24 protein-coding genes and 1 other RNA gene are annotated in these 23754 nt (G+C 39.9%); 11 read left to right on the forward strand and 14 right to left on the reverse strand.

Annotation, left to right across the window (positions count from 1 at the left end; genetic code table 11):
* Positions 1–31: 31 nt before the first annotated feature.
* The gene (mtgA, locus tag L1283_RS05830) at positions 32–796 is read right to left on the reverse strand and encodes a monofunctional biosynthetic peptidoglycan transglycosylase (RefSeq protein WP_070560704.1); all 765 of its coding nucleotides are present in this window, start codon (positions 794–796) and stop codon (positions 32–34) included.
* A gap of 137 nt (positions 797–933) precedes the next feature.
* On the opposite strand from mtgA, the gene mutS reads away from it, so the two are divergent.
* The gene (mutS, locus tag L1283_RS05835) at positions 934–3540 is read left to right on the forward strand and encodes a DNA mismatch repair protein MutS (protein WP_088160238.1); all 2607 of its coding nucleotides are present in this window, start codon (positions 934–936) and stop codon (positions 3538–3540) included.
* Between the two features lie 200 nt (positions 3541–3740).
* Here the strand turns inward: mutS and L1283_RS05840 are convergent, their stop codons facing one another.
* On the reverse strand, positions 3741–4898 hold the full coding sequence (locus tag L1283_RS05840) for a hypothetical protein (protein WP_145327835.1): 1158 nt from the start codon (positions 4896–4898) through the stop codon (positions 3741–3743).
* A gap of 97 nt (positions 4899–4995) precedes the next feature.
* Between L1283_RS05840 and L1283_RS05845 the strand changes: the two genes are divergently transcribed.
* Positions 4996–5703 (forward strand): tRNA1(Val) (adenine(37)-N6)-methyltransferase, encoded by a 708-nt coding sequence (locus L1283_RS05845; protein WP_088160240.1) that lies wholly within the window; start codon positions 4996–4998, stop codon positions 5701–5703.
* 3 nt (positions 5704–5706) lie between these two features.
* Positions 5707–6201, forward strand: a complete 495-nt coding sequence (locus L1283_RS05850) for a metallophosphoesterase family protein (protein ID WP_088160241.1) — start codon at positions 5707–5709, stop codon at positions 6199–6201.
* A 17-nt stretch (positions 6202–6218) separates the two neighbouring features.
* On the opposite strand, the gene L1283_RS05855 is transcribed toward L1283_RS05850, so the two are convergent.
* The 3 genes from L1283_RS05855 to L1283_RS05865 form a co-directional block, all read right to left on the reverse strand.
* Positions 6219–6527, reverse strand: coding sequence for an AraC family ligand binding domain-containing protein (locus L1283_RS05855; RefSeq protein WP_088160242.1), 309 nt, complete (start codon positions 6525–6527; stop codon positions 6219–6221).
* 13 nt (positions 6528–6540) lie between these two features.
* A complete protein-coding gene (locus L1283_RS05860; protein ID WP_088160243.1) occupies positions 6541–6915 on the reverse strand; it encodes a DUF488 domain-containing protein in 375 nt (124 codons plus the stop codon).
* Positions 6916–7108: 193 nt separating this feature from the next.
* Complete coding sequence (locus L1283_RS05865) at positions 7109–7444, reverse strand: MerR family transcriptional regulator (protein WP_046674120.1); 336 nt, start codon at positions 7442–7444, stop codon at positions 7109–7111.
* Positions 7445–7632: 188 nt separating this feature from the next.
* On the opposite strand from L1283_RS05865, the gene L1283_RS05870 reads away from it, so the two are divergent.
* Positions 7633–7968 carry a hypothetical protein gene (locus L1283_RS05870; protein WP_088160244.1) on the forward strand — a complete coding sequence of 112 codons (336 nt, stop codon included), beginning with the start codon at positions 7633–7635 and terminating at the stop codon, positions 7966–7968.
* A gap of 166 nt (positions 7969–8134) precedes the next feature.
* Here L1283_RS05870 and accD read toward each other — a convergent pair whose 3' ends face one another.
* The 5 genes from accD to dprA all read right to left on the reverse strand — a co-directional run bounded on the left by accD (position 8135) and on the right by dprA (position 12536).
* Positions 8135–8977, reverse strand: coding sequence for an acetyl-CoA carboxylase, carboxyltransferase subunit beta (gene accD / locus L1283_RS05875; protein ID WP_088160245.1), 843 nt, complete (start codon positions 8975–8977; stop codon positions 8135–8137).
* A 223-nt stretch (positions 8978–9200) separates the two neighbouring features.
* An RNA gene (gene ffs, locus L1283_RS05880) (signal recognition particle sRNA small type) lies at positions 9201–9298 on the reverse strand.
* Positions 9299–9604: 306 nt separating this feature from the next.
* The gene (locus L1283_RS05885; RefSeq protein ID WP_429625951.1) at positions 9605–9832 is read right to left on the reverse strand and encodes a DUF6814 family protein; all 228 of its coding nucleotides are present in this window, start codon (positions 9830–9832) and stop codon (positions 9605–9607) included.
* On the reverse strand, positions 9825–11330 hold the full coding sequence (locus tag L1283_RS05890; RefSeq protein ID WP_088163444.1) for an MFS transporter: 1506 nt from the start codon (positions 11328–11330) through the stop codon (positions 9825–9827). Before L1283_RS05890 ends, L1283_RS05885 begins: the two co-directional genes overlap by 8 nt.
* An 87-nt stretch (positions 11331–11417) precedes the next feature.
* On the reverse strand, positions 11418–12536 hold the full coding sequence (gene dprA, locus L1283_RS05895; RefSeq protein ID WP_088160246.1) for a DNA-processing protein DprA: 1119 nt from the start codon (positions 12534–12536) through the stop codon (positions 11418–11420).
* An 87-nt stretch (positions 12537–12623) separates the two neighbouring features.
* Here dprA and L1283_RS05900 point away from each other — a divergent pair, with 87 nt between their 5' ends.
* The 3 genes from L1283_RS05900 to L1283_RS05910 all read left to right on the forward strand — a co-directional run bounded on the left by L1283_RS05900 (position 12624) and on the right by L1283_RS05910 (position 13698).
* Entirely contained in the window at positions 12624–12785 is a 162-nt protein-coding gene (locus L1283_RS05900; protein WP_157698362.1) for a hypothetical protein, read from the forward strand.
* Between the two features lie 13 nt (positions 12786–12798).
* Positions 12799–13032 (forward strand): hypothetical protein, encoded by a 234-nt coding sequence (locus L1283_RS05905; protein ID WP_070560687.1) that lies wholly within the window; start codon positions 12799–12801, stop codon positions 13030–13032.
* Positions 13033–13107: 75 nt separating this feature from the next.
* Positions 13108–13698 carry a hypothetical protein gene (locus L1283_RS05910; protein ID WP_145327834.1) on the forward strand — a complete coding sequence of 197 codons (591 nt, stop codon included), beginning with the start codon at positions 13108–13110 and terminating at the stop codon, positions 13696–13698.
* Here the strand turns inward: L1283_RS05910 and rsmG are convergent, their stop codons facing one another.
* Positions 13699–14334 (reverse strand): 16S rRNA (guanine(527)-N(7))-methyltransferase RsmG, encoded by a 636-nt coding sequence (gene rsmG / locus L1283_RS05915; RefSeq protein ID WP_088160248.1) that lies wholly within the window; start codon positions 14332–14334, stop codon positions 13699–13701. It abuts the gene before it with no gap.
* 22 nt (positions 14335–14356) lie between these two features.
* Positions 14357–15499, reverse strand: coding sequence for a glycosyltransferase (locus tag L1283_RS05920; RefSeq protein WP_145327833.1), 1143 nt, complete (start codon positions 15497–15499; stop codon positions 14357–14359).
* Between the two features lie 275 nt (positions 15500–15774).
* Here L1283_RS05920 and tgt point away from each other — a divergent pair, with 275 nt between their 5' ends.
* The 3 genes from tgt to L1283_RS05935 all read left to right on the forward strand — a co-directional run bounded on the left by tgt (position 15775) and on the right by L1283_RS05935 (position 19018).
* A complete protein-coding gene (gene tgt, locus L1283_RS05925) occupies positions 15775–16905 on the forward strand; it encodes a tRNA guanosine(34) transglycosylase Tgt (protein WP_075991063.1) in 1131 nt (376 codons plus the stop codon).
* Positions 16906–16932: 27 nt separating this feature from the next.
* The gene (locus L1283_RS05930; RefSeq protein WP_145327864.1) at positions 16933–18009 is read left to right on the forward strand and encodes an LptF/LptG family permease; all 1077 of its coding nucleotides are present in this window, start codon (positions 16933–16935) and stop codon (positions 18007–18009) included.
* Positions 18010–18106: 97 nt separating this feature from the next.
* Complete coding sequence (locus L1283_RS05935; protein WP_145327832.1) at positions 18107–19018, forward strand: DMT family transporter; 912 nt, start codon at positions 18107–18109, stop codon at positions 19016–19018.
* 45 nt (positions 19019–19063) lie between these two features.
* On the opposite strand, the gene L1283_RS05940 is transcribed toward L1283_RS05935, so the two are convergent.
* Together L1283_RS05940 and L1283_RS05945 are read right to left on the reverse strand one after the other, a co-directional pair.
* A complete protein-coding gene (locus tag L1283_RS05940) occupies positions 19064–20593 on the reverse strand; it encodes a DUF2135 domain-containing protein (protein ID WP_312350789.1) in 1530 nt (509 codons plus the stop codon).
* A complete protein-coding gene (locus L1283_RS05945; protein ID WP_380944241.1) occupies positions 20550–22103 on the reverse strand; it encodes a VIT domain-containing protein in 1554 nt (517 codons plus the stop codon). The genes L1283_RS05940 and L1283_RS05945 overlap by 44 nt, the downstream gene beginning before the upstream one ends.
* A 340-nt stretch (positions 22104–22443) precedes the next feature.
* Here L1283_RS05945 and L1283_RS05950 point away from each other — a divergent pair, with 340 nt between their 5' ends.
* The gene (locus L1283_RS05950) at positions 22444–23733 is read left to right on the forward strand and encodes an esterase-like activity of phytase family protein (protein WP_088160252.1); all 1290 of its coding nucleotides are present in this window, start codon (positions 22444–22446) and stop codon (positions 23731–23733) included.
* Positions 23734–23754 lie beyond the last annotated feature (21 nt).

Raw genomic sequence — 23754 nt, forward strand, 5'->3', positions numbered from 1 at the left:
TGATCGATCCGCCGAATAGCGATGGTTTCGCTTATTCAGGAATAGTATAATGATGCATATATTTTGCTATCGCATTTGCACGTCTATTGACATAAGCAGAAGGGTTACGCGCATCCCATTCTCTTGGGTTTGGCAATATGGCTATAATCAATGCGGCTTGTTTTTTGGAAAGATTGCTGCCTGTTTTGCTAAAGTAATACGAAGCTGCCGCATCCGCACCATAAACTCCCTGTCCCATTTCAATCACATTAAGATAAACTTCGAGGATGCGTTTCTTGCTCCAGAATGTTTCGATAAGAATGGTAAAGTAGGTCTCGAAGCCTTTTCTTAACCAGGAGCGCCCTGGCCATAAAAAGACATTTTTGGCTACCTGCTGACTGATTGTACTTCCGCCGCGTAATTTCTTTCCCTGTGCATTTTTTTTAATGGCATTCTGAATTCCTTGCATGTCGAATCCCCAGTGTGTCATAAAGTGAGCGTCTTCTCCGGCAATGGCCGCTAACTTTAGGTTGTCCGAAAGTTCATCGTAATCCAGCCAGTTTTTTTCCAGTTTAAATCCCTTGCCCTGTTCTTTTAGCTCAAACCCACGTTGAATCATCAACCAAGTGATGGGAGGATTAATAAACCGCAGGCTAATGACCCAAAAGAGTGAAATGCCAATAAAATAGAGTACTACCCGTGTCACAATGCGCAGGATAGGAGATTTTATGGACTTCAATGGGTTGAAGGATTTTTTTTTGAAGGTATTTTGTTGTTTGCTGGACGTATTTTGTTTACCAGATCTTTTGATGGCCATGACTAATTTTTTTCGGATACAAACTTAGCTTATATTCTTGTTTAATGGAAATGATTTTGTCGAGAAGTTGAGTGTATCGTTTGCCAAAGCGACGATATTATCCTATTTTTACGCTTCATAAAAATTGATTTTAAAAGTTGGCAAAAGAAAAGAAAGTGACCCCATTGATGCAACAGTACAATGCGATCAAGATTAAGTATCCTGGAGCGTTGTTGTTGTTCCGTGTTGGCGATTTTTACGAGACATTTGGTGAGGATGCGATCAAAGCTGCCCAGATTTTGGGCATCGTTTTGACAAAGCGTGGCAATGGCTCGGAATCGGAAACTGCATTGGCTGGTTTTCCCCATCATTCATTGGAAACCTATCTTCCGAAACTGGTGCGTGCTGGCCAACGGGTGGCGATCTGTGATCAGCTGGAGGATCCGAAGACGACAAAAACAATTGTTAAGCGCGGTGTGACCGAGCTAGTGACACCTGGAGTCTCCTACAGTGACAATATTGTTCAACAGAAATCGAATAATTATTTAGCATCAATTTTTATCGAAAAGGAGCGGATCGGTATTTCTTTCTTAGATATTTCAACAGGTGAATTTCTGGTTGCTCAAGGTAGTGTGGCCTATATAGATAAATTGCTTCAAGGTTTTAAACCGAGAGAAATTATTCTTTCAAAAAAACAGAGCAAGGAGTTTACAGAGCAGTTTGGATCACAATATTACACCTATTTTCTTGACGAGTGGCCTTATACGGGTGATTATGCCACTGAAACGCTATTGAAGCATTTTGAAGTCTCCTCGATGAAAGGATTTGGTGTGGACCGCATGACTGCAGGAGTTGTTGCTGCTGGTGTAGCATTGCATTACCTCAATGAAACCGAGCATCGTAATCTGCAACACATTTCTACGCTTTCCCGTATTGAAGAGGACCGTTTTATGTGGCTGGATCGTTTTACGATTCGCAATTTGGAATTAATCGGATCGTTGAATGAAAATGCGGTAACGCTATCCGATGTATTGGATCATACATCCAGTCCAATGGGAGCGCGTCTGCTCAAGCGCTGGATCGTGATGCCGCTCAAAGACAAAAAGAGTATTCAGGAGCGATTGAATGTGGTCGATTTCTTTTTCACTAACCGTGATTTGCGGGATGAGCTGATTGGTCAGATCAAGCAGGTGGGAGATCTGGAACGTTTAATTTCCAAGATCGGACTGCAAAAAGCGAATCCGCGGGAAATTGTGCAATTGAAGCGCGCATTATATGCTATTGAGAAATTGAAGGAACTTACGGATCGTAAAGATGCTGATGCTCTTCGGACAATCTCAGATCAGTTAGATGCTTGTGCTGTTATACGTGAAAAAATCGAGCAACAGGTTCAGGCGGAGCCTCCTGCCGCAATCAATAAGGGGAGTGTAATCGCGGAAGGGGTGGACCCTGAATTGGATCGATTGCGCAAGATCGCTTTTGGTGGCAAGGATTATCTGCTTGAGATCCAAAAAAGGGAAGCGGAACTCACAGGGATTCCTTCTTTAAAAATAGCGTTCAATAATGTTTTCGGTTATTATCTGGAGGTCACAAATACGCACAAAGATAAGGTTCCGACGACGTGGATCCGTAAACAGACACTGGTGAATGCTGAACGTTACATTACGGAGGAACTTAAAGAATATGAAGAACAGATTCTCGGTGCTGAGGAGAAGATACAAGCGCTTGAGAATAGATTATATGCTGAGCTATTGGTTGCCATTGCTGAATACATCAAACCTATTCAACTCAACGCCCAGCTCATAGCCAAGTTGGATGTACTGCTTAACTTTGCTGTTGTAGCGGAGAAAAACTATTATGTAAAACCCGAAGTCAGCGAGAGCAAGATTTTGGATATTAAAGGTGGAAGACACCCTGTCATTGAAAGAAACCTGCCGATAGGTGAGGATTATATTACCAATGATACTTTTTTAGATCCGAAAACACAGCAGATTATTATTATTACGGGCCCTAACATGGCGGGTAAATCTGCATTGCTCCGTCAGACTGGATTGATCGTGTTAATGGCGCAAATTGGTTGTTTTGTGCCAGCAAAAGAGGCTAAGATTGGCCTGGTTGACAAAATTTTCACCCGTGTAGGTGCTTCGGACAATCTTTCTTCGGGTGAATCTACGTTTATGGTGGAGATGAATGAAACTGCGAGCATCATGAATAATCTATCGGACCGCAGTCTTATTCTTTTGGATGAAATCGGTCGTGGTACAAGTACTTATGACGGTATTTCTATTGCCTGGGCTATTGCCGAGTTTTTACATAATCATCCTGCTGCTAAGGCCAAAACCTTGTTTGCCACGCATTACCATGAATTAAACGAGCTGACTACTTCGCTGGATCGTATAAAAAACTATAATGTAACGGTGAAGGAGGTTAATAACAAAGTTATTTTCTTGCGTAAACTTGTTCCAGGAGGCTCAGAGCATAGTTTCGGAATCCATGTGGCAAAGCTCGCTGGAATGCCGCAAAAGTTGCTTAGTCGGGCCAATCAAATTTTGAAAAGGCTGGAGCAGGAGCGCACAGGTGGTGAGCAGATTAAAGATAGCATGCGCAAAATCCAGAAACAGGCCTACCAATTGCAGATGTTTTCTATTGATGATCCTGTCTTGAATAAGATCAGGGATATGCTGAATAATCTGGATGTTAATTCGCTTACTCCGGTTGAAGCATTAATGAAATTGGATGAGATACAACGCCTTTTAAAGAATTAAATCTTCCTTTTGGCTTGGGAAATTGATCTCAAGCGGAATTTTTTTCGATTTATATACGCCAGATGATGTTTTTTAAGATAGACATCATCTGGCGTATTTTTTTCTGAAAGTGTCTGGTCTTATTGGCCAGAAAGAACCTTCAGCTCGCTTTCATTGCTGTTGGTGTCTGCGAAGTCATCAGGTTTTTGAGGGCTATTTGCCTAAAACCTGAAGAATAGCTCCAAGCTTCCATAATTTGCCTGTATCGGGATCAATACCTTGCTGCTTGCATCATAAGGCGTGTAATGATAGCCGAGTTCGAAACCAATGTACTTTTGGTTTTTCATGCGAAATAGGGATGCGAGACCAAGTCCTAAGTGCACATTATTGATGGTTACCATACGATCGGTGTATCCGCCATCATAATAATAACCATCCGGATCATAATAACCGGAGGAATAAGCACTTTCTGTGATGCCGGTATCTGTAATATCTATGCCAAGGATACCTTTTGGAATCAGTATAAATTTGTCGTTGTCAAAAACTTTGTAACCTACAGCACCGCCCATAAATGCGGTCGCTGAAGAATTGACCGAAACATTGGAGCCCTCGTAATTGTAATCAATATTGCGGTCGTTTGAGTTGATGCGCACCTTGAAGCCACCTTCGAAAATAAATTTTCTTTCCAGCGAGCTCATCAGCATAAATCCAAAGTTTATGTTGGTTCCGAAAATTTTGTTGGCTCCGCCAAGTGGGGTGACTACGCCGATTGAAGGAACATAGCCCAGTTTGGCTTTCTGTCTATCTCTGTACACTTTGGGGACTGGAAACCGCTGTTGATTATCTTGTTCGTTAGCTTGTTGGTCTTGTACGGCATTGGCAACTTCAGTATCTGAAAAAAGCTCTAAAATAGTTTTTTCCTGATCGGTTAACGTATAACTATCGGAAGCAAGCAGGGCTTTGGCTCTTACTTTTATCATGCCCTCCAGGGGATGTCTTAATGGCACGAAATTGTATTTTTCCTTATGCTGTTCGTATTGTGTTGTAAAATCGTCCTGGTCTGCCGCATCCAGTCTTTGTAGAAAATTTTTATCGAATTGATTGTCTATATAATTTTTGATCTCTGTTGTGGTATTCTTTTTTTCAATGATGTATATAAGAATACGTAAACGCTGTACAAACTCGTTGGTACCACAGCTAGCTTGTATACTATTGAGTAAAGGATCAATTTTGTCAAAGTCATTGTTGTTCAATGTTTTTGTCAATAAGGGAAGTATTTCAGTTGTATGCCGGTCACAATTCTCTTGTGCATGCAATAGTTTTGTAGGAAGCACACCGATGATGATCAATATCATAAAAGCAAGCTGACGGATATTCATGGCTTATATAGATTTGTTGCTGACTAAATTAGCAAATAAATTGCAGGATACACTGGTTTGTTTGTACCAAAGGTTCTAAAAGTTTTATCTTTGATGTATGGCGTCGATATTTCGGTTTAAACAGTTTGAGGTTGATCAGTCTGACTGTGCAATGAAAATTAACACAGATGGTGTACTGCTGGCTTCCTTGCTGGAAGTAGAACCTGTGGACCGGATACTGGACGTAGGTACAGGTACGGGAGTCATTGCATTGATGTTGGCTCAACGGCTCGTAGACAGTAGGGTAGAGGCTGTCGAAATTGACCCTTTGGCTGCTGCGATGGCTGACAGAAACTTCCGTAATTCCATTTTCCAGGAACGTTTAGTGCTGCATGCTTCCTCCTTTCAACAAATGGATGTACAAGGGCATTACGATCTGATCGTATCAAATCCACCCTTTTATACAGATTCCTTACATAACCCGGATGAACGCAAGAAGCTGGCGCGACATACCGATCTGGATTTTTTTGCTGAACTGCTGGATTTCGCCGCTTTACGTTTATCGGATCGGGGAAAATTAGTGTTGATCGTTCCAACGGCATTAGCGGAAACGTTGACTAAAATTTCGGCGGAAAGGGGATTATACTGTTCCAGTGAAGTACAAATAAGCTCCTTTGAAGGGGAATCGGCCATTCGGAAAATCGTTACATTTGAACGCTTACGCGTCGAACTGCTCGCTCAACGTACGTTTGTTATTTATGCCGCCAAGGGTATTTATTCAGAAGCTTATCGAAATGCCTTGGCACCTTATTTTTTAGCTTTTTAAGTGATGACAAAGATCGGATTACTCTCGGATACACATTCTTTTTTAGATGAAGCTGTATTTACTCATTTTGCAGCCTGCGACGAGATATGGCATGTGGGCGATTTTGGTGATCCTGATGTTGCGGATCGGTTAGCCGCTTTTAAGCCACTGCGCGGAGTATACGGAAACATTGATGGTCAGGAAATTCGTTTACAATTTCCAGAAGATTTGAGGTTTAGGTGTGAGGAAGTGGACGTATTTATGACACATATTGGTGGTTATCCGGGGAAATATGCTGCACGCATAAAAGGGGAATTGATGAAAAATCCACCTAAATTATTTATTACTGGACATTCACATATCTTAAAGGTTATCTTCGACCCCAAGATCCATTGTCTCCATCTTAACCCTGGGGCGGCAGGTAAGCAGGGCTGGCACAAAGTAAGGACATTAATGCGGTTTGAGATCAATAAAGATAAAATTGAGAACCTGGAGGTTATTGAACTCAAAGACCGTTAAGTCACCTAGATTCTTCTTTAGTCTTTTTTATGAATAGACAGCCGGACGATACTTTGGGTAATGGCAAAGAGATCGTGCGGTACATTCGGCTCTAATGTCACTAACATGCCTTTCGTTAGACTGATTTTGCTTCCGTTAACGCCAAAATCAATATTGCCTTCGACAATTTCCACAATAATTGATGCAGCTGTTGTATGCTCCTTTAGATATTGCCCTTCTGCAAAAGCCAAGCGATATTCTTTGCTGCCATTTGTTTCTAGCAGGAGGTCCATTTTGGGTTTTTTGTCCTGAAATGTGACGTTTTGAAAAATAGATGCTGTCTGCATGGTCGTTGTACTATTATCTGTTGTTGCTGATATATTGTTGATAAAGGTCCTGTAAATAGGTCTGTAAGATCAGGGCGTGGGTATGCAAGGTGTCATGGGCGGCATATAATAACGTAATGATTTCTTGTTGCTTGTTGTGGTCAAGAAATTCCTTGCAATAGTTGTTATGCTTTAGTTCTGTTCGATATTTTTCCGAGAAGTCATCCCACAAAGCTGGATTGTGGTGATACCAGATCCGAAGTTCTTTTGAAGGGGCAAGATTCTTATTCCATTCAGACAAATGAGCCTTTTCCTTTGTTATTCCGCGAGGCCAAAGTCTATCGATGAGTACACGATACCCATCACTAGGGGAAGCTGCATCATATATTCTTTTTAGCACAATTTTCATGGCTATATATTATAAAATAACACTATTACTGATGTAAAATAAATATATGATTTTCAGCTGTAAAATGTGTCAGCTCGTTATCTTATTTCTTCTATAAATCGAAAGAATTTCCCTCTCGGATAGACGGGAAGAAGTTGGTGAAAACGATGGAAAGTTTCCTATTGCGGGAGTTTTAAAAGACGTTTCTCAGGTACTATAGTGAATCACGAACTTCAAGAAGAAAGTTCTTCAAGCGCTCCAATGAATCTACAACACGTTGATTTTCTTTTGCCTCAGATTTGTTGTCACGCAGGTAATCACGTGCACCCTGTAGGGTATAACCTTTATCTTTAACCAAATTGAAGATGATCTTTAAATTGGCAATATCTTCTTGCGTAAATAAGCGATTGCCTTTTTTATTTTTCTTAGGTTGTAGAATGTCAAATTCACGCTCATAAAAACGTATTTGGGACGCATTTACATCAAACATTTCTGTAACTTCTCCCATTGTATAATACAATTTATTTATTTCACGCTCTTTGTACGGCATATCTTCACGATTAATCTATAGCAAACTTAATAAAAATTCCAATTCAAAAAGAAATTTTTGCGATCTCTTATCTGATTAGGGACTGACCGAGAGGGATATCGTACAATTCATGAGAAGCCAATAATAATTGTGTATAAAGGGAAATTTTTCTAAGTTTGACTAGTTTGAAAACGGTCTAAACATCATATATGATTATAGTTAGCAAATTTTGGACGAATTTCTTCTCTTTTGGAAAAGCCAATGCAATTACTATTTATCCTTTTATCTTTCTGAAAAATACCTTTTTTAAACAGCAGGACGACTTGATTCGTCATGAGCGTATACATTTGCGACAGGCGCTTGAATTAGGTATTCTCTTTTTCTATGTATGGTATCTCATAGAATTTGTCGTTCATTTTATTCAATTTAGAGATTTTGATAAAGCCTACCGGCGTATTTCTTTTGAGCGGGAAGCGTATGACAGGGAGGGCGAAACAGATTATTTGTCCAAAAGAAAAATATGGGCTTTTTGGCGATATCTTTAAAAAGATGGCCTATTCAACCCTGCCATAAAAGCCTCATAAGGTCATAGGCACAACAATTATGAGCTGAATTGAAGATGCTTTCTAGCCGATAAAATAGACACTTTCAAAAAAGAAAGCGGTGCCAAGAATATTCTTGGCACCGCTTTCTTTTTTATTTTGAGGATGATTATCCCACTAATTTAAGATAAGTAGCTACTTTGTTTTTTAACTGTCTACGGTCGACAATGAAATCCAAAAATCCATGCTCAAGAACAAATTCTGAAGTCTGGAATCCTTTTGGAAGATCCTTTTTGATTGTTTCTTTAATGACACGTGGTCCTGCAAATCCGATTAATGCTCCCGGTTCTGCGATATTTACATCACCTAACATCGCGTAAGATGCTGTAACTCCTCCTGTCGTAGGGTCAGTCAATAAACAAACGTAAGGAAGTCCTGCCTTTGCCAATAACGCTAATTTAGCCGAAGTTTTAGCCATTTGCATCAATGAAAATGCGGCTTCCATCATACGTGCACCTCCTGATTTGGAGATTAGCATAAATGGAATTTTATGCTCAATACAGTAATCTATCGAACGCGCGATTTTTTCACCAACGACAGATCCCATTGATCCGCCGATGAAACTAAAGTCCATACAAGCAATAACGATGTCTTGACCATTCATTTTTCCATGGCCAGAACGTAAAGCATCTTTCAGGCCTGTTTTGGCTTGACTTTCCTTTAAACGTTCAGGGTATGGCTTTGAATCGAAAAATTCTAATGGATCACCAGAATTTAGATTAGGAAATAGTTCTGTAAATTCGTTATTGTCAAATAAAATTGAAAAATATTCTTTGGAGCCAATTCTTAAGTGGTGCCCACAATATTGACAAACATAGTCGTTTTCTACTTGTTCAAGATGCAACAATGGTTTTTTACATGTGGGACATTTGTTCCACATACCATCAGGTGCTTCTTTTTTATTAGCGGTAGCTGTGCTAATACCAGCTTTTTCTCTTTTAAACCAACTCATACGATAGTTCTTATTCGATTACAAACTTATATAAATTTGCTTTTATATACAATTATAATTGTGTTGAATGTACATGCCAAGCGATTAAAACTCCTTGTGTAACAGGGCTTCTATAAATAGGGGAAATGCGGGTAACAATTGGGATATATAAGGTATTTAGCTGATTATTAGGTTAGAATTGAATTTTGGACCGGAGGATTAGTCAAAAAAAATGGGCATAAAAAAAGGGTAAGCTACTCCTATCGCACCGCTCAACCAAATACCCTTGCTTTGTTCCCAACCTGGGGGAGTCAATGGGAGCTGGTCGTAGAAGACTTACCCGCCACAAAAGTAGAAAAAAAAACAGTTTTAGGAAAGAAAAAATGCTATTTTATCTTATGCTGCTGATTATCATTGCAATAAATTGTATTTAGTAGCTGCTCTTAGCTTTATTTTATGGTGGAAAATAGCTGGTATCTGTGTAAATCCGCTAACAATGGCGTAAAATAAGTGCTTGGCGAAGTCCACTGGCTGTAATTGTTCTTTTGGAAACGTCGGAAGTAGTATAATCTGGCGTATATGAGATCGACTTTGAATAGGCTTATATAGTCTAATTTCCCTTATTCAAAGTCGATCTCATTTTTTGGACTACATTTTTTCTTGATTGTATTCGCCCAATAGGGAATAATAGCCAAATATGCCGAGTCCAATGGAGATTATGGGAGTTAAGATGCACAGGATAATGATTCCGAAAACGAGATCTTCCTGATGTCCCGTTGAAATCTTTGGCAGGGCCAGTTCAAAAATGGAGAAATAAGCGGTAAACAATGCTAAAACGATCCAAAGTATGCCGAGGAATTTTTTGAGATTATTCATGTGTTGCGGGAGTTGATTTGTTGTTGATATAAATACTACCAATGATAAAACATACAATGGCAATGATAATAGGGTACCACAAACCTGCAAGATAGAATTGCGGGGTATTGGATGCTTCAGCATTTGTTGTTAAGTATGTCGATACCGCAGGAAGGAGGCCGCCGAATATTCCATTTCCAACATGATAGGGTAAGGACATGGATGTGTACCGGATCTTTACAGGGAATAGTTCAACAAGAAATGCCGCGATGGGCCCGTACACCATTGTAATATAAATCACTTGTATAAAGATCAGCAGGACGAGCAGCATATAGTTCTTGCCTGCAAGATGGACTGTGGTTTTGGTCATTGGCTGTCCTTTGAGTTTTCCTGACTGATGTATCATGCTGGCTCTAGTAACTTCGGTCTGGTCCTCATATTGAGTCTTGATGATCGAAATGACTTCTGTTGATTGCGGTCCAAGGGGGACCTCCGTTGTTTCGTTCACCTTGACTTTCTGTTCTGCATTAGAAAGTTGGTACATGGATTCGTAAATCGGGCGGTAAGTCAATACGGCAAGTAACATCCCACCGAGCATGATCCATTTTCGTCCAATTTTGTCACTAAGCCACCCAAATACGACAAAAAATGGAGTTCCCAACAGTAGTGCGATGCCGAGGATTGTATCGGCCTGGTCAGATTGAAGGTGCATGACCGTTTTCATGAAACTCATCGAGTAAAACTGTCCCGTGTACCAAACAACGCCCTGTCCCATGGCTGCACCAAAAAGTGCGAGCAGTACAAATTTGAGGTTGTATCGGTTGCCAAAGCTTTCTTTTAGCGGATTTGTACTTGTTTTTCCTTCCGCTTTGGCCTTGCTAAATTCGGGTGATTCCTTCATCTTCTTACGAATAAGATAGGAAACATATACCATGACTAAAGATAGGAGGAAAGGAACCCGCCATCCCCAAGAATCAAATTGTGATTCGCTGAGAAAGCCTTTGGTCAGGAGGATGACAACGAGTGATATGAAAAGGCCAAAGGTAGCTGTTGTTTGTATCCATGATGTCCAATAACCCCGCTGGCCCAATGGGGCATGTTCGGCGACGTAAGTTGCTGCACCTCCATATTCTCCTCCTAGAGCAAGACCTTGCAAGAGACGAAGGATCAACACCAGCAGCGGTGCCCAAAACCCAATACTCTCATAGCTGGGGATACAACCTATGAGAAATGTTGCTCCACCCATGAGCATTAAAGTAACCATAAACGTATATTTTCGACCGATAATATCGCCTAGTCGGCCAAAAAATAGGGCGCCAAATGGTCGGACAACAAAACCTGCGGCAAATGTGGCTAGGGTTGAAAGAAAAGCCGCTGTTGGATTTTCTGCCGGAAAGAATTTGGTGGAAATTACAATGGATAGGCTGCCAAAAATGAAAAAGTCATACCATTCGATAAGTGTTCCCATGGAGGAAGCTCCGATGACTTTCCAAATACTTTTTGTATTGTTTTCGTTCATTAATTCTTGATTTTTTGTTGAGTATGATTCTGAATTTTTATTGCGATCCAAGCGGCATTTTAGTACTGCTGCATGATAGGAAATGAGCTAATTTTTTTGAATTTCCGTGTGTCCGGCAGTTTTATACCGTTTTCCGGGTAAGGCGTGAATGAGTGACTGCATTTCAAGTTCCAATAGGATTAAGGCCAATTTACTTTGTGGCCATTTTGTGAGGTCAATCATCTGGTCTATCTCTAATTGTCCTTTTTGCTGAATGAGTGTAAAAAGGAGTTGTTGGTCTTTTGTCAGTGTCAAAGGAAGGCTAAGCTGCTGGTCAACAGCTTTTATGCTGACTTCCCAATTCATGAGATATTCGAGATCCTGAAGTCCTCTAATCATATGAGCACGGTTGGTTTTGATGAGGTAGTTGGTGCCTTCAGAGCTTTTTTCATAAACGGCTCCTGGAAAGGCGCATACATCGCGGTTGTAGCTGTTGGCAATTTCGGCAGTAATCAATGCGCCTCCTTTAATTGCAGCTTCTACGACAATGGTGACATCTGCCATACCGGCTATGATGCGATTGCGCATAGGAAAATTACTGCGCTCAGGTAATGTGTTGGATGTAAATTCTGTCAATAAACCGCCTTGGTCTAGCATTTTTGTGGCAAGTTCGCGATGGGATGCGGGGTAAATTCGATCGAGACCATGCCCTAATACAGCAACGGTTGGAATATTATTTTTTAGTGCGTTGCGATGTGCTAATGCGTCAATACCATAAGCAAGACCACTAACGATTAAGGTGTCTTTGGTACAATTCATGGCTTCTAGCAAATCTTCGCATATTTTCTGGCCATAATAGGTCGCATGTCTAGTGCCGACGATACTAATAACTTTTGCACTGTTGAGTGGTTGGTTCCCTTTATAATAGACAACAAGCGGAGCGTCTTCACATTGTCGTAGCCTATCGGGGTAATTTTGGTCTTCCAGCCATAACGCTTGTATCTGATGTTTTTCGATAAAAGCGAGTTCTTTTTCACAGGCGGGCATATAGCTTTTATTGTATATTGCTTCGGCGATTGACTCACGTATCCCAAGAATTTGCATCAAATCTTTTTTTGAGTATGCAAATATGTCCGCTAAATCGTGACCTTGGTCAATGATGTGACGCGCTGTTCTAGGGCCAATCCCCTTGATTTTCGTCAAAGCTATGGGATAAATTAATTTCATAATTGGGTTTATCTAAATATATGAAAAATATAACGAGCTGTTGTACTTTTTGTTAGAATTGCTCAGGCTTGTTGTATTTTTAGTAGAATGACGAAGTTCTTAATCGGAGGAGATCACGTGCCTGCTGGAAAATTTGCGGATTGCTCTAGAATGAATGCAATTTTCCTGAGCTTATTTGAGATCGAGTGGGATGAAATATTGGTCAATTTTGGAAAGAAAGAAGAGGAATTGGTAACTTTGAGCGATTAATGATATTTTAACTATGGAAATGAAAGAACCTTTTGATATCGAATTGGGGGATATAGTTTATTCTGTTTTCCCTGAGGAAGAAGATACGTATGTTATTTTTAAGGATGGTGTGGAATACGTAAAGATTATTAAAGACAATGATACAAACTGGTTGAAACTTAATCCAGAAACGGAGCTTCCTATGTTCGGTATGGATGAAGAAATCAATCTAATTGGCTTAGAAATTAAAAAAGAATTGGGTCTTTAGTCTCTTAAGTTAAAGATAGTTAAATACTTTTTAATTTTATTTATAGTTGGTTATTTTGGTTTATCAATTATAAATATGGTACGTATCGGATTTCTATCTTTATTGTTTTTCTGTGTCTACTTTTCGTTTTATCGGCAGGGAGTTTTTGCCTATTCCGGGAGACCTCATCTTCTGGATACCATTGGGAAAAAAGGAAGTCCAAAAGATACGTTACGTTTGGATACTGTTTCGATCAAACGCAAATCAGCGGGGGATAAATGGGAAGAAAAAAAGGAGGAGTATAAGTCGATCTTTTTCTGGGGTGATACGAAAAATATGGTGACCTTGCCTCATCAGGGCGGAATTGCTGTCAATCTGAACAAGCTTTACAATAAATTCAGTCGAAAGGGACGAAATTCGAGAAAACTTCAACGTCAGTTTGAAAAAGAATACCAACAGGATCTGATTCGCGAGGAATGGTATCCGCTGACACAGGAATACAGCAAGTTGTCGGGAGATTCGTTGCGCAAATTTAGGATATACTATGAGCCTTCCTTAAAATGGCTTCGTGAGAATGATCGCTATGAGAAGATCGCTTATATCCATAAGTGTTTAACGAACTACCTCGATTCTGTAGACATTATCCATAGGCGACTTCAGTTTCCTATGGGTAATGCCAAACTTTAATTACATAGGTACGTATACCAGATATTTTGTATCAAAGAAATCTTCTTTAAAGTAATCTGAAAGTGGGTGTAATTCTGCTTTGAGCTTAGATTCTTTGATCTCTTCGGTGAGATCTCCGCCTTTTAAGTAAAGAATTCCATTAGGGATCCCGTTTTTATCTTTTCTTGCGAATTTATTCTGTATCCAAGGCGTAAATTCTCCAAGTCTTGTCACCGCACGTGATATGACAAAATCATATTTGTCGTCGAGTTGTTCTGCGCGGATATGATCTGCTTCAACATTCTGGAGACCGAGTCCAGCTGCAACTTCACGTACGACCTTAATTTTTTTGCCGATAGAATCGACCAAATGGAATTTGACTTCAGGAAACATAATGGCCATTGGGATACCTGGAAAGCCTCCTCCGGTTCCCACATCCAAAATTTGTGTTCCTGGCGTGAGCTCTTGGACAAATTTAGCGATACCTAGCGAATGTAATACATGGTGCAGGTAGAGGCTATCAATGTCTTTACGTGAAATAACATTGATTTGGCTATTCCAAAATGTATAGAGGTCGGCAAGTTTTGCAAACTGTTCTTTTTGAATATCCGTTAATTTTGGAAAATAGTTATAGATGATATCAACTGTTGGATTCAAAGCTTCGTATTTTAAAAGTGAATTATTTCCAGCTTATTTTTTTCTTTTTTCTGCTGAAGATGCCATTGATGCAAATATAGAAATAGTAGATGAAGTCTACCAAAGGCAGCCACCAAATCAGTTCCTTTACTTCTAGTTTTTTATAGATGTTGGCAAATATTATCCATTGGGCAATCAGCCTTAGAAGGTAGGCTGTAACGGGAACATACCAGTACATTGGAAAGGCAATCGCTGTTGCGATAAGTGCTACGTAAAAAAAGACTGCCGATACCAGCTGAGTGCCCAGCATGCGCTGATGTCGCTTTTTGTAAATGGTAGAGGCGCCTGAGTGTCTTGCTTTTTGCTTGTAATAGCTCCTCCAAGTCGCTTTGGGTTCCGAATAGACAATGGATTCGGCTGCCAGTGCAATGTTAACATTGGTCGGATTTGCATTTTGGTTAACAAAAAGATCATCATCGCCGGATTTAATATGCATATGTGCTGCAAATCCTTTGTTACGAAAGAAAAGGTCTTTTTTGTAAGCCATGTTACGCCCTACTCCCATATAGGCATCACCCTTTAGTGCATAGGAGAAATAACTCATGGCAGTATGGCTAGTTTCAAATCGAATCAATAGATTTAGCAAGCTTTTTTTCTTAAAATAAGGAGAATAGCCTAGTACAATTTCTGTTTCCGGTCTGAAAGCTGCGGCAATTTCTTTGAGCCATTGATCGGATTGTGGCGCACAATCCGCATCGGTAAACACCAGTGTCTGGTGCTTTGATGCTTTGATACCCATACTGACGGCAAACTTTTTACCATGTTTCAAGCGAATATGCTCTTTGATATCCACAATCTTTAAATTGGGATATTTTGCTTCGAAATCATGCAATATCCAAGGCGTATTGTCTGTTGAGAAATCATTGACAACAATTACTTCAAAATTGGGATAGTCTTGATTCAGTATACTCGGAAGGAATTCAGGAATATTATCCTGTTCATTGTGTGCACAAATAATAACGGATAGCGGTGGGAATTCGGTTCCTTCTTGTACAGGTTCAATTTGATAACGACTCAATTTGCTATATACAAATAAGATGTAGTACAATTGTATCAATAAGAAAAGACCCAATACTCCAAAAGCAATATATGGAAGATTGGCCAAAAATACGTGAAGGTCAAGCATAGCTCACAAAGATAAGTGCTTTCCGCAACTTTTTTATAGGGGAAAAATGATAATTTATTTTTGAAACATCCTGTTTGCAAATCTTTTTATAGTATTTTTGCAACGTATTCTAGGGATGAATCCGAGCTTGGGTGGAAATTAGGAAAGCTATAATGACTTTTTAAGTTGCAACTAGTTGAAAATGAGTTTTTAATTTTTTACTCCAAATGCCGATATCGCCATTTCCATGGCAAATCATTCTTTAAAATAGAAATAGTCTCAGAGGAAAAATATTAATGAAATTTACGCTACAAGCACAAGATAAGTTGTCAAAAGCACGTGCAGGTGTTGTCGAAACTGCACACGGTCCCATTCAAACGCCTATTTTTATGCCTGTTGGTACGGCAGGTACAGTGAAAGCAATTCATCAACATGAATTGAAGAACGATATTGAAGCGCAGATTATTCTGGGTAATACGTACCACCTCTATTTACGTCCGGGGCTGAATGTGTTGAATAAAGCCGGCGGATTGCATAAATTCAATGGTTGGGATCGACCTATTTTAACAGATTCTGGTGGTTATCAAGTGTATTCGTTGACCGAAGTACGTAAGATCAAAGAAGAAGGGGTTACCTTTCGTTCCCATATCGATGGATCAAAACATCTATTTACACCAGAAAATGTAATGGATACGCAGCGTATTATCGGTGCAGACATCATTATGGCATTTGATGAGTGTACGCCTTATCCATGTGATTATGGGTATGCACGTCGTTCTTTGGATATGACCCATCGTTGGCTGAAACGCTGTGTGGATCGTTTTGATAGCACTGATCCGCTTTATGGGTATGATCAGACTTTGTTTCCAATTGTTCAAGGATCTGTTTACAAAGATTTAAGAATTAAATCCGCAGAGACTATTGCTTCGTTTAACCGTGAAGGAAATGCGATCGGTGGATTATCGGTTGGCGAACCTGCGGAAGAAATGTATGCTATGACCGAAGTTGTCTGTGATATCTTACCGCATGACAAACCACGTTATCTTATGGGCGTAGGAACACCGGTAAATATTCTTGAAAATATTGCCTTAGGGGTGGATATGTTCGATTGCGTTATGCCAACCCGTAATGCTAGAAATGGTATGCTTTTCACACAAAATGGTATTATCAATATCAAAAATGAAAAGTGGAAAGATGATTTTTCACCAATAGAAGCGGAGAGTGATCTGCATGCTGATCAATTTTATTCGAAAGCCTATCTAAGGCATTTGATTAAATCACAAGAAATTCTTGGAGCACAAATTGCTTCTTTACATAATTTACATTTTTACCTTTGGTTGGTTAATCAGGCTAGGGAGCGAATCATTGATGGAACTTTCTACGATTGGAAAAACAAAATGGTGAAAATATTGGATCAACGTTTGTAGAACTAAATAGCGCAAGTTAAAAAAATGCTGTCGTTAATCGATCGTTACATTATCAAAAAGTATTTAAGTACTTTTTTATTCACTATGGCGATATTTACTGTTGTCATGGTGGTTTTTGACGTGTCCGAACGATTGGATGATTTTTTAAAATATCATGCACCCCTCGATAAGATTATTTTTGAGTATTATGCGGGGTTTATTCCCTTTTACTTAAATTTTCTTTGTCCGCTGATCAACTTTATTGCGGTTATTTTCTTTACCTCCAAGATGGCGGACCAAACTGAAATTGTCCCGATTCTAAGCGCCGGGTATAGCTTTAACCGTTTGCTTCGTCCCTACATGATGGCTGCAACCCTGATATTTGCTATTTCTTTGGTATTCAACATTTTTATTATTCCGAATACCAATAAGATGAAGGTTGATTTTGAAAATATCTACGTAAAGCCACCCAAGGATAACTCGAGGGTTTCTACTCACATGCAATTGGACAAAAACAGCTATGTTTATATAGACAATTTTGATAATACAACCAAAACAGGATACGGCTTTGTACTTGAAATTTTCAAAGGGGATACCCTCAAGGAAAAAATGATGGCTGACCGTATTACCTGGGACTCGGTGGCAACAAAATGGAAGATCGAAGGATATACCAATCGTATTATCAATGGACTGCATGAACGCATGGACAAAGGAGCCGTTAAAGACACGACTTTGGATATGAAACCTTCGGATTTTGAGGTACGTGACAATATGTTTACCGCCATGGATACACGCGAATTAAATATTCGTATCCATAAGGAGGAGATCAGAGGAACAGGAGTCATGAACGATTTATTGCTTGAGAAATACAAGCGTTATGTGTATCCATTTTCAGCTTTTGTACTGACCTTGATGGGTGTGGCACTGTCCTCTAAGAAAGTTCGTGGGGGGATAGGATTGAGTCTTGGGATTGGTATCGCGTTAAGTTTTACATATATCGTCTTTATACAGTTTGCAACGATGTTTTCTTTGAAAGGGGGACTGCCACCGTTGATAGCCGTATTAATTCCGAATGTTACCTTCTTTTTGGTAGCACTATACCTGGCGATAAAAGCGCCAAAGTAATTTTTTGTTCAGTTTTCAATAACTTCAGTGAGCCTGCCTTATAAAGGGAAATAATAGGTATTGCTCATCATTTCTATACAAATGTATTCTAGAGAATATGGCTAAAATTCAATTAAATCGGAATATTCTAATTCTGCATTTAACAATACTTATTTGGGGATTTACCGGGATTTTGGGTAGTCTGATTTCCGTATCTGCCCTTCATTTAGTGTGGTATCGTGTTGCAATAGCGTCTATCGCGCTGTTGATCTATTTCTTGGTAACCAAACAATCGATTGTAGTTTCGCGGAAACAGTTTCTCCAGTTTTTTATGGTGGGGGCCGTTGTTGGGCTGCATTGGGTATTATTTTTTTATTCGATCAAAGTATCGACCGTATCGGTGACATTGGTTACGCTATCCTCGGTGACTTTATTTACGGCAATATTGGAGCCTATTGTGAATAAAAAGCGCATTGCACTGTTGGATATTGTAGTTGGTTTGGTAATTATCATCGGTATTTATACGATCTTTTCTTTTGAAACACATTACCTCGTTGGTCTATTGGCGGGGCTTGGTTGTGCGTTTTGCGCGAGTATATTTTCTATCGCCAATGCGCGTATGGTTAAAAAATCGAGCCCAACCCTGATTACGTTCTATGAGATGATGGGGGCATGCTTTTGGATCAGCATATTGATGTTGTTTACAGGAGATTTCAATGCTGAAATGAGACTGGGGCGGCAAGATTTAATTTATCTGCTGTTGTTAGGTGTGGTTTGTACGGCGGTGGCTTATGTTATGGGCGTTGCTGTTATGAAGGAATTATCTGCTTTTACTGTTGCGCTGACAACCAATCTGGAGCCTGTATATGGTATTCTGTTAGCGATGTTGATATTTGGGCAAAAGGAGACCATGAGCGGCGGGTTTTATCTTGGAGCCTGTATCGTTTTAGGAGCAGTATTTACTTACCCTTATGTAAAAACCAAATTAGAGAATAGACAAAAAGATCTGGTTATTCGTAAATTGCATTAATTGAGACAGTGAAGTCAATTTATTGACTTCACTGTCTCTGGTAATCTACTGGAATGAAAATTCGCCAATACCAATATTGCGCTCCTTATTGCGGTCAAGGTAGATCGTAACGATTTTTCGTTCTTGCTTTCCACTGCTATAGTAGGTATAAATTTCAGCCATCACAGCCGCTGGACCTGCTAGCGTCAGGGAACCATCGTTAAAGAAATCAACTTCAATTTTATATTTTCCTTTTAGTGCTTTTTTCAATAAAAATTGTTCAGGGCCATAGCCGCCAGTAAAGTCATTGCTGAGTCGACCCCCAATCGCTGTGGCTGGATTACTATAAAAGCATTTTTCTTGATTTGGATCAGTTACCCAAAGGTCTATATCGGTGTTTTGTGAATTCCAATTGATGACAACACGAATGTCGACGGGCAGATCCGCAATCAATTTTTTGTTCACGGTAACTGTGGAGCTTGCAGCTTTGTTTGCTTTAATGATATTATTGATTTCCATAACCAATGTTTCTTCAATACCGTCATCGCGGTCGGCTGCTTCCGGGGAGTAGCTCTGGGTCAAAATCCCATATAATTGTTCTAGTGCTTCCTTGAACATACCTTTGTCTTGTAAGACAAGGGCATAATCGCGGTGGCTTTGTGGATCCATTGGACGCCATTTTAAAACCTTAGCTGTAATGAATAGTGCATTGTCGTAATCGCCCCATTCCCGTAACTTATAAGAGATGGTTTTGTAGAGATCTGCATTTTCAATTTGTAAGTCTGCGAGTGCACTTAAAATGAGTAGCGCTTTGTCTCGATCTCCTCTTTTGAAAAAGAAGTTTGCGACATCAAAATAAAAAGTTGGCGTTCCCATATACTGATCCCGAAGTTGGAGATAGCTTTTGTAAGGATCTTTGGATTGAATAAGGTCCTGTAAATAGGCTTGGTCTTCTTTAATTTCGGGGATGCTGATTTTTCCACGTATGTTGTTAGTGCTGCTTGGCGTTTGTAGGCCAGCTACACGTCCTTCTAAGGATTGAACAACAGCGAATTCCTGAAGAACGTCCTCAGATGCGGCCGCCCTCGCCAGTTCGCTGGTTGCTGTATGGCCAGTGCTTGAATTGCCAGTTGCCGAGATGCTTTTCGCTGAGGTTCGGTCAGATGAACGCGATTCTAAGGCTAGCGTGGGAGCTGCAGGACTAGCTGAGCGACGCGACGGAATGGGTGTAACAGGAGCAACACCGGTAGCCATCTCTTCAGCAACGGCAGGTTCTGGAATGCGAATTAATCTTTTACGCTTTGGATATTTCTTTTTTTGCTGAAAATCGGTATTCCACCAGGACTGAAGCTGTTTGGTAATGTCTTGAGCCTGATCCAACAAGTCTGCTACACGTTCTTCCTTTGCGATACGTTCTTCTTTTATGAGCCGATTAAATTCGGAAAGCAATTCGGCAGGTGGAGTTATTGCATAACGTATGTAATCTTCTACAGTTTCCAGTACAATTAAGCTGGTATTTCGGGTAACAATACCGAACTGTTTACCAAGGGTTTCAATTTCTTCGATTGTCTTCGTATTGAAGATCCAGCGCTTCAATTTTCTTTTGTGCCCAGATCTGCTGTAGGTCAATTTCACCATGGTCAGGGTGCAGCGCTATACTAATCTCTTGTGGTGCTTGTTGCCCATCTCCTACAAGTACGGTGAGCTGCTTCAATCCTGGGTGTTTCCCTAAGCCCGCGATAGAAAAATTGGCTTGTATTGGGGTACCTTTTTGAGGATAAACTTCTTCAAAATCATTTTTTTCTTTTATCCCCAGATAGATAAGGTTTATCGTATTTAGATTATGATAAGCTTCAGTTATTGAGGTATTGACTAAATTGATCATCTTTCCAATATGTTTTTGGGCAATTTGTTTTAGGACACCATAGTCGGACCCGCTGGATGAAGTAATGCAATAGACTGGATTGTCAAGGCTCATTTTACTTTGACCAAATGTAGAAAGGCCGTCGCTAAACAGCAGGTAATTGCTGGCCTTTATTACACCGGCCTTTATTTGGCTATAATCTGTACCGCCATCGTAATTAATTCCTTTGATGTAGTTTTTGAGATCATTCCAATTACCTTGACTTACCTGAAACGTATGCCCTTTTACAAAGCGGATGTCCAATAAGCCCAGATCAACAGTCATATTGGGGTTTTCTTTAAAAAAGAAATCTAATAGCGCGAGTTCCTTTTCTATATCTCTATTTTTACTGCTGAGCGAACGGTCCCATATAATTCCAATGCTGTGCCCCCATTTCTTTTGAGCAGGTTTTATGGAGTTGACGCTTGCATTGGCAAGAAAATAAAATGTATTGTCATTATTTGCCTGAAATAGACCTGATGTTTCCCTGTTGTCTGTCGGCAGTTGAATGACTAAATTTCGCTGGGATTTAAACTGTTGTTTATGTAAAGAAGCTGTGTAATTGCTGTTATGTTGTGAGAATGCCAACGAACCATCTGGTTTCTCTGTGAAATTTGGCTTATGTGTGTCTTGAAAGACATGGATATCCAAGGTGAAGTTTTCAATGGGGGATGTATAGTTTAAGGGTAGATGGTAGTAACGAGCCTGATCGGATGCTGTTGTCAGATTTTCCGAATAGCTAATCTGAACGGTGCGTTTCCCATTCGCTGGTAATGGGTAAATCCGAGTTCGGAAATTATTGCCTTCGACTTTTTCCAATAGACCCGGATCGACCCGGCGTGTTTCTATACTTTCAAATACTTCGGTACCTTTATTTTTATCGACTGGAACTGCCTGGCGTAATTTGCCGTTGATATCTAAGGCGTAACCGCTCACGGAAACGCCTTCCGGCATAGGGAATGTCAGTTCGCCCTCGAGATCGCGATTGGTCTTATTGTCGAAGACCATTGTCATCGTCGTTTTGGCCATATTTCCGAAGATCGCAACATCTACTTTTAGGTCTGCCAACATCACCTTGTTTTGCTGGCTATCGTCATTTTTAATTCTTAAGCTGGGTATTTCGCGTGTAGTTTTGATCTGAGATTTCGTATCCACATTGGAAAATGCCAAAATTATGAACAGGGCAACTATGATCTTTTTCATCTTTCTATGTTTAGTAGGTGAGGTCCGTGAATACATCGATGGTTCGCGGTACAATTAGTTGTTATTTTTCTAGTGATGCAGGAAAATTCAAAATTCCATAACCGGGGGTATTTAATTTTTATAGGATGTTTTTTACGATAGATGCAGTTTATTTAAACTTATGTTAATGATTGGCTAATATCTGGCAATTATGTTTGCATCAGTATTCGGACAGCCAGCCAAGTATAGATTGTTTAGACTAACCTTACTGTTTTATCGGATATGCAAGGCAACAGGAATAGAATTTGGCTATTGGAATGAACCTGAATAGCAGTAAACATTATTTGAAAAATTTGTACAGATGAAAAAAATATACAGTGTACTGGGGATAGCCCTATTGTGTGCTTCATGTAGTAAAGATGATGTGTCGCAGATTACTGACCCGACAGAACTGACCTATCCGCAAAAGGCAATAGCAACAGACCCAAAAGTATTAAGTGATATTAATGATGTAAAAGTGTATAATGGAGGCTATGGGTCTTCGATGGTCCAAGATCCTACTGATAAATCTATATTTTATCTTTTAACTGATAGGGGACCAAATATTGATGGGACAGAAAGCGATAGTAAAGTATTTGCTACTCCGGCATTTGCACCGCAGATCGGTAAATTCAGATTAAAGGAAAATACGCTAACATTGGAATCTGTTATCGAATTGAAAAATAAAGATGGTGTGAAATTGAATGGTCTGCCAAATCCTGAAGGGAAGGGTGGTTCTGGAGAAAAAGCATTGGGGGTTGATGGTAAAGATCTAGGGAAAAGCGAGGATGGAATCGATTCAGAGGGACTAGCGAGAGCGGCGGATGGTTCTTGGTGGGTCAGTGACGAATACGGACCACATATCGTTCATTTTGACGCTTCGGGAAAAGAAATCGAACGGATTAATCCTTGGTCTACGGGTAAAAAGTTGCCTTTAGTATTTGCCAAACGTCGTCCTAATCGCGGAATGGAAGGATTGACGCTTACGCCTGACGGTAAAACACTGGTCGGAATCATGCAATTTCCGCTGTATAATCCATCTAAAGATGCGATTAAAAATTCGTTGGCAATCCGTATTGTTACGCTCGATATTGCGAGCGGTGCCACGAAACAATATGTCTATATGATGGAGCGTACCGATTTGCAGGCTGTAAGTGAAATTGCTGCCGTGAGCAATTCAACATTTATTGTCTTGGAACGTGATGGGGAATACGCGACAGAAGCAACTCGCTCTACTGTATTTAAGAAAATTTATAAAATAGATCTTTCTGGCGCAACAGATATCTCGGATGCGAATAATACCGCAACTGGGAAATTATTTGACGGTAAAACTGTCGAGGAACTCAAAGACGCAGCTACATTGGCAAAGTATAATATTAAACCAGTCAATAAGACATTGGTTGCTGATTTAATGACTGACATCAAGGAATTGTATCCGCATGATAAAGCAGAGGGCTTGGCTGTCATTAATCCATTCATGATCGCGGTATGTAATGATGATGATTTTGGGGTAACCGGAAAAGGTTTCTATGAGTCGAAAATATTGCCTTACATAAAGACTGTAGATAAAAACAGCATTTATTTTGTTAAACTTAAGGACCCACTGAAATAGGGACGAATGACTGATCATAAA

It is taken from the genome of Sphingobacterium sp. HSC-15S19 (assembly GCF_050433745.1).
GTDB classification, from domain to species: domain Bacteria; phylum Bacteroidota; class Bacteroidia; order Sphingobacteriales; family Sphingobacteriaceae; genus Sphingobacterium; species Sphingobacterium siyangense.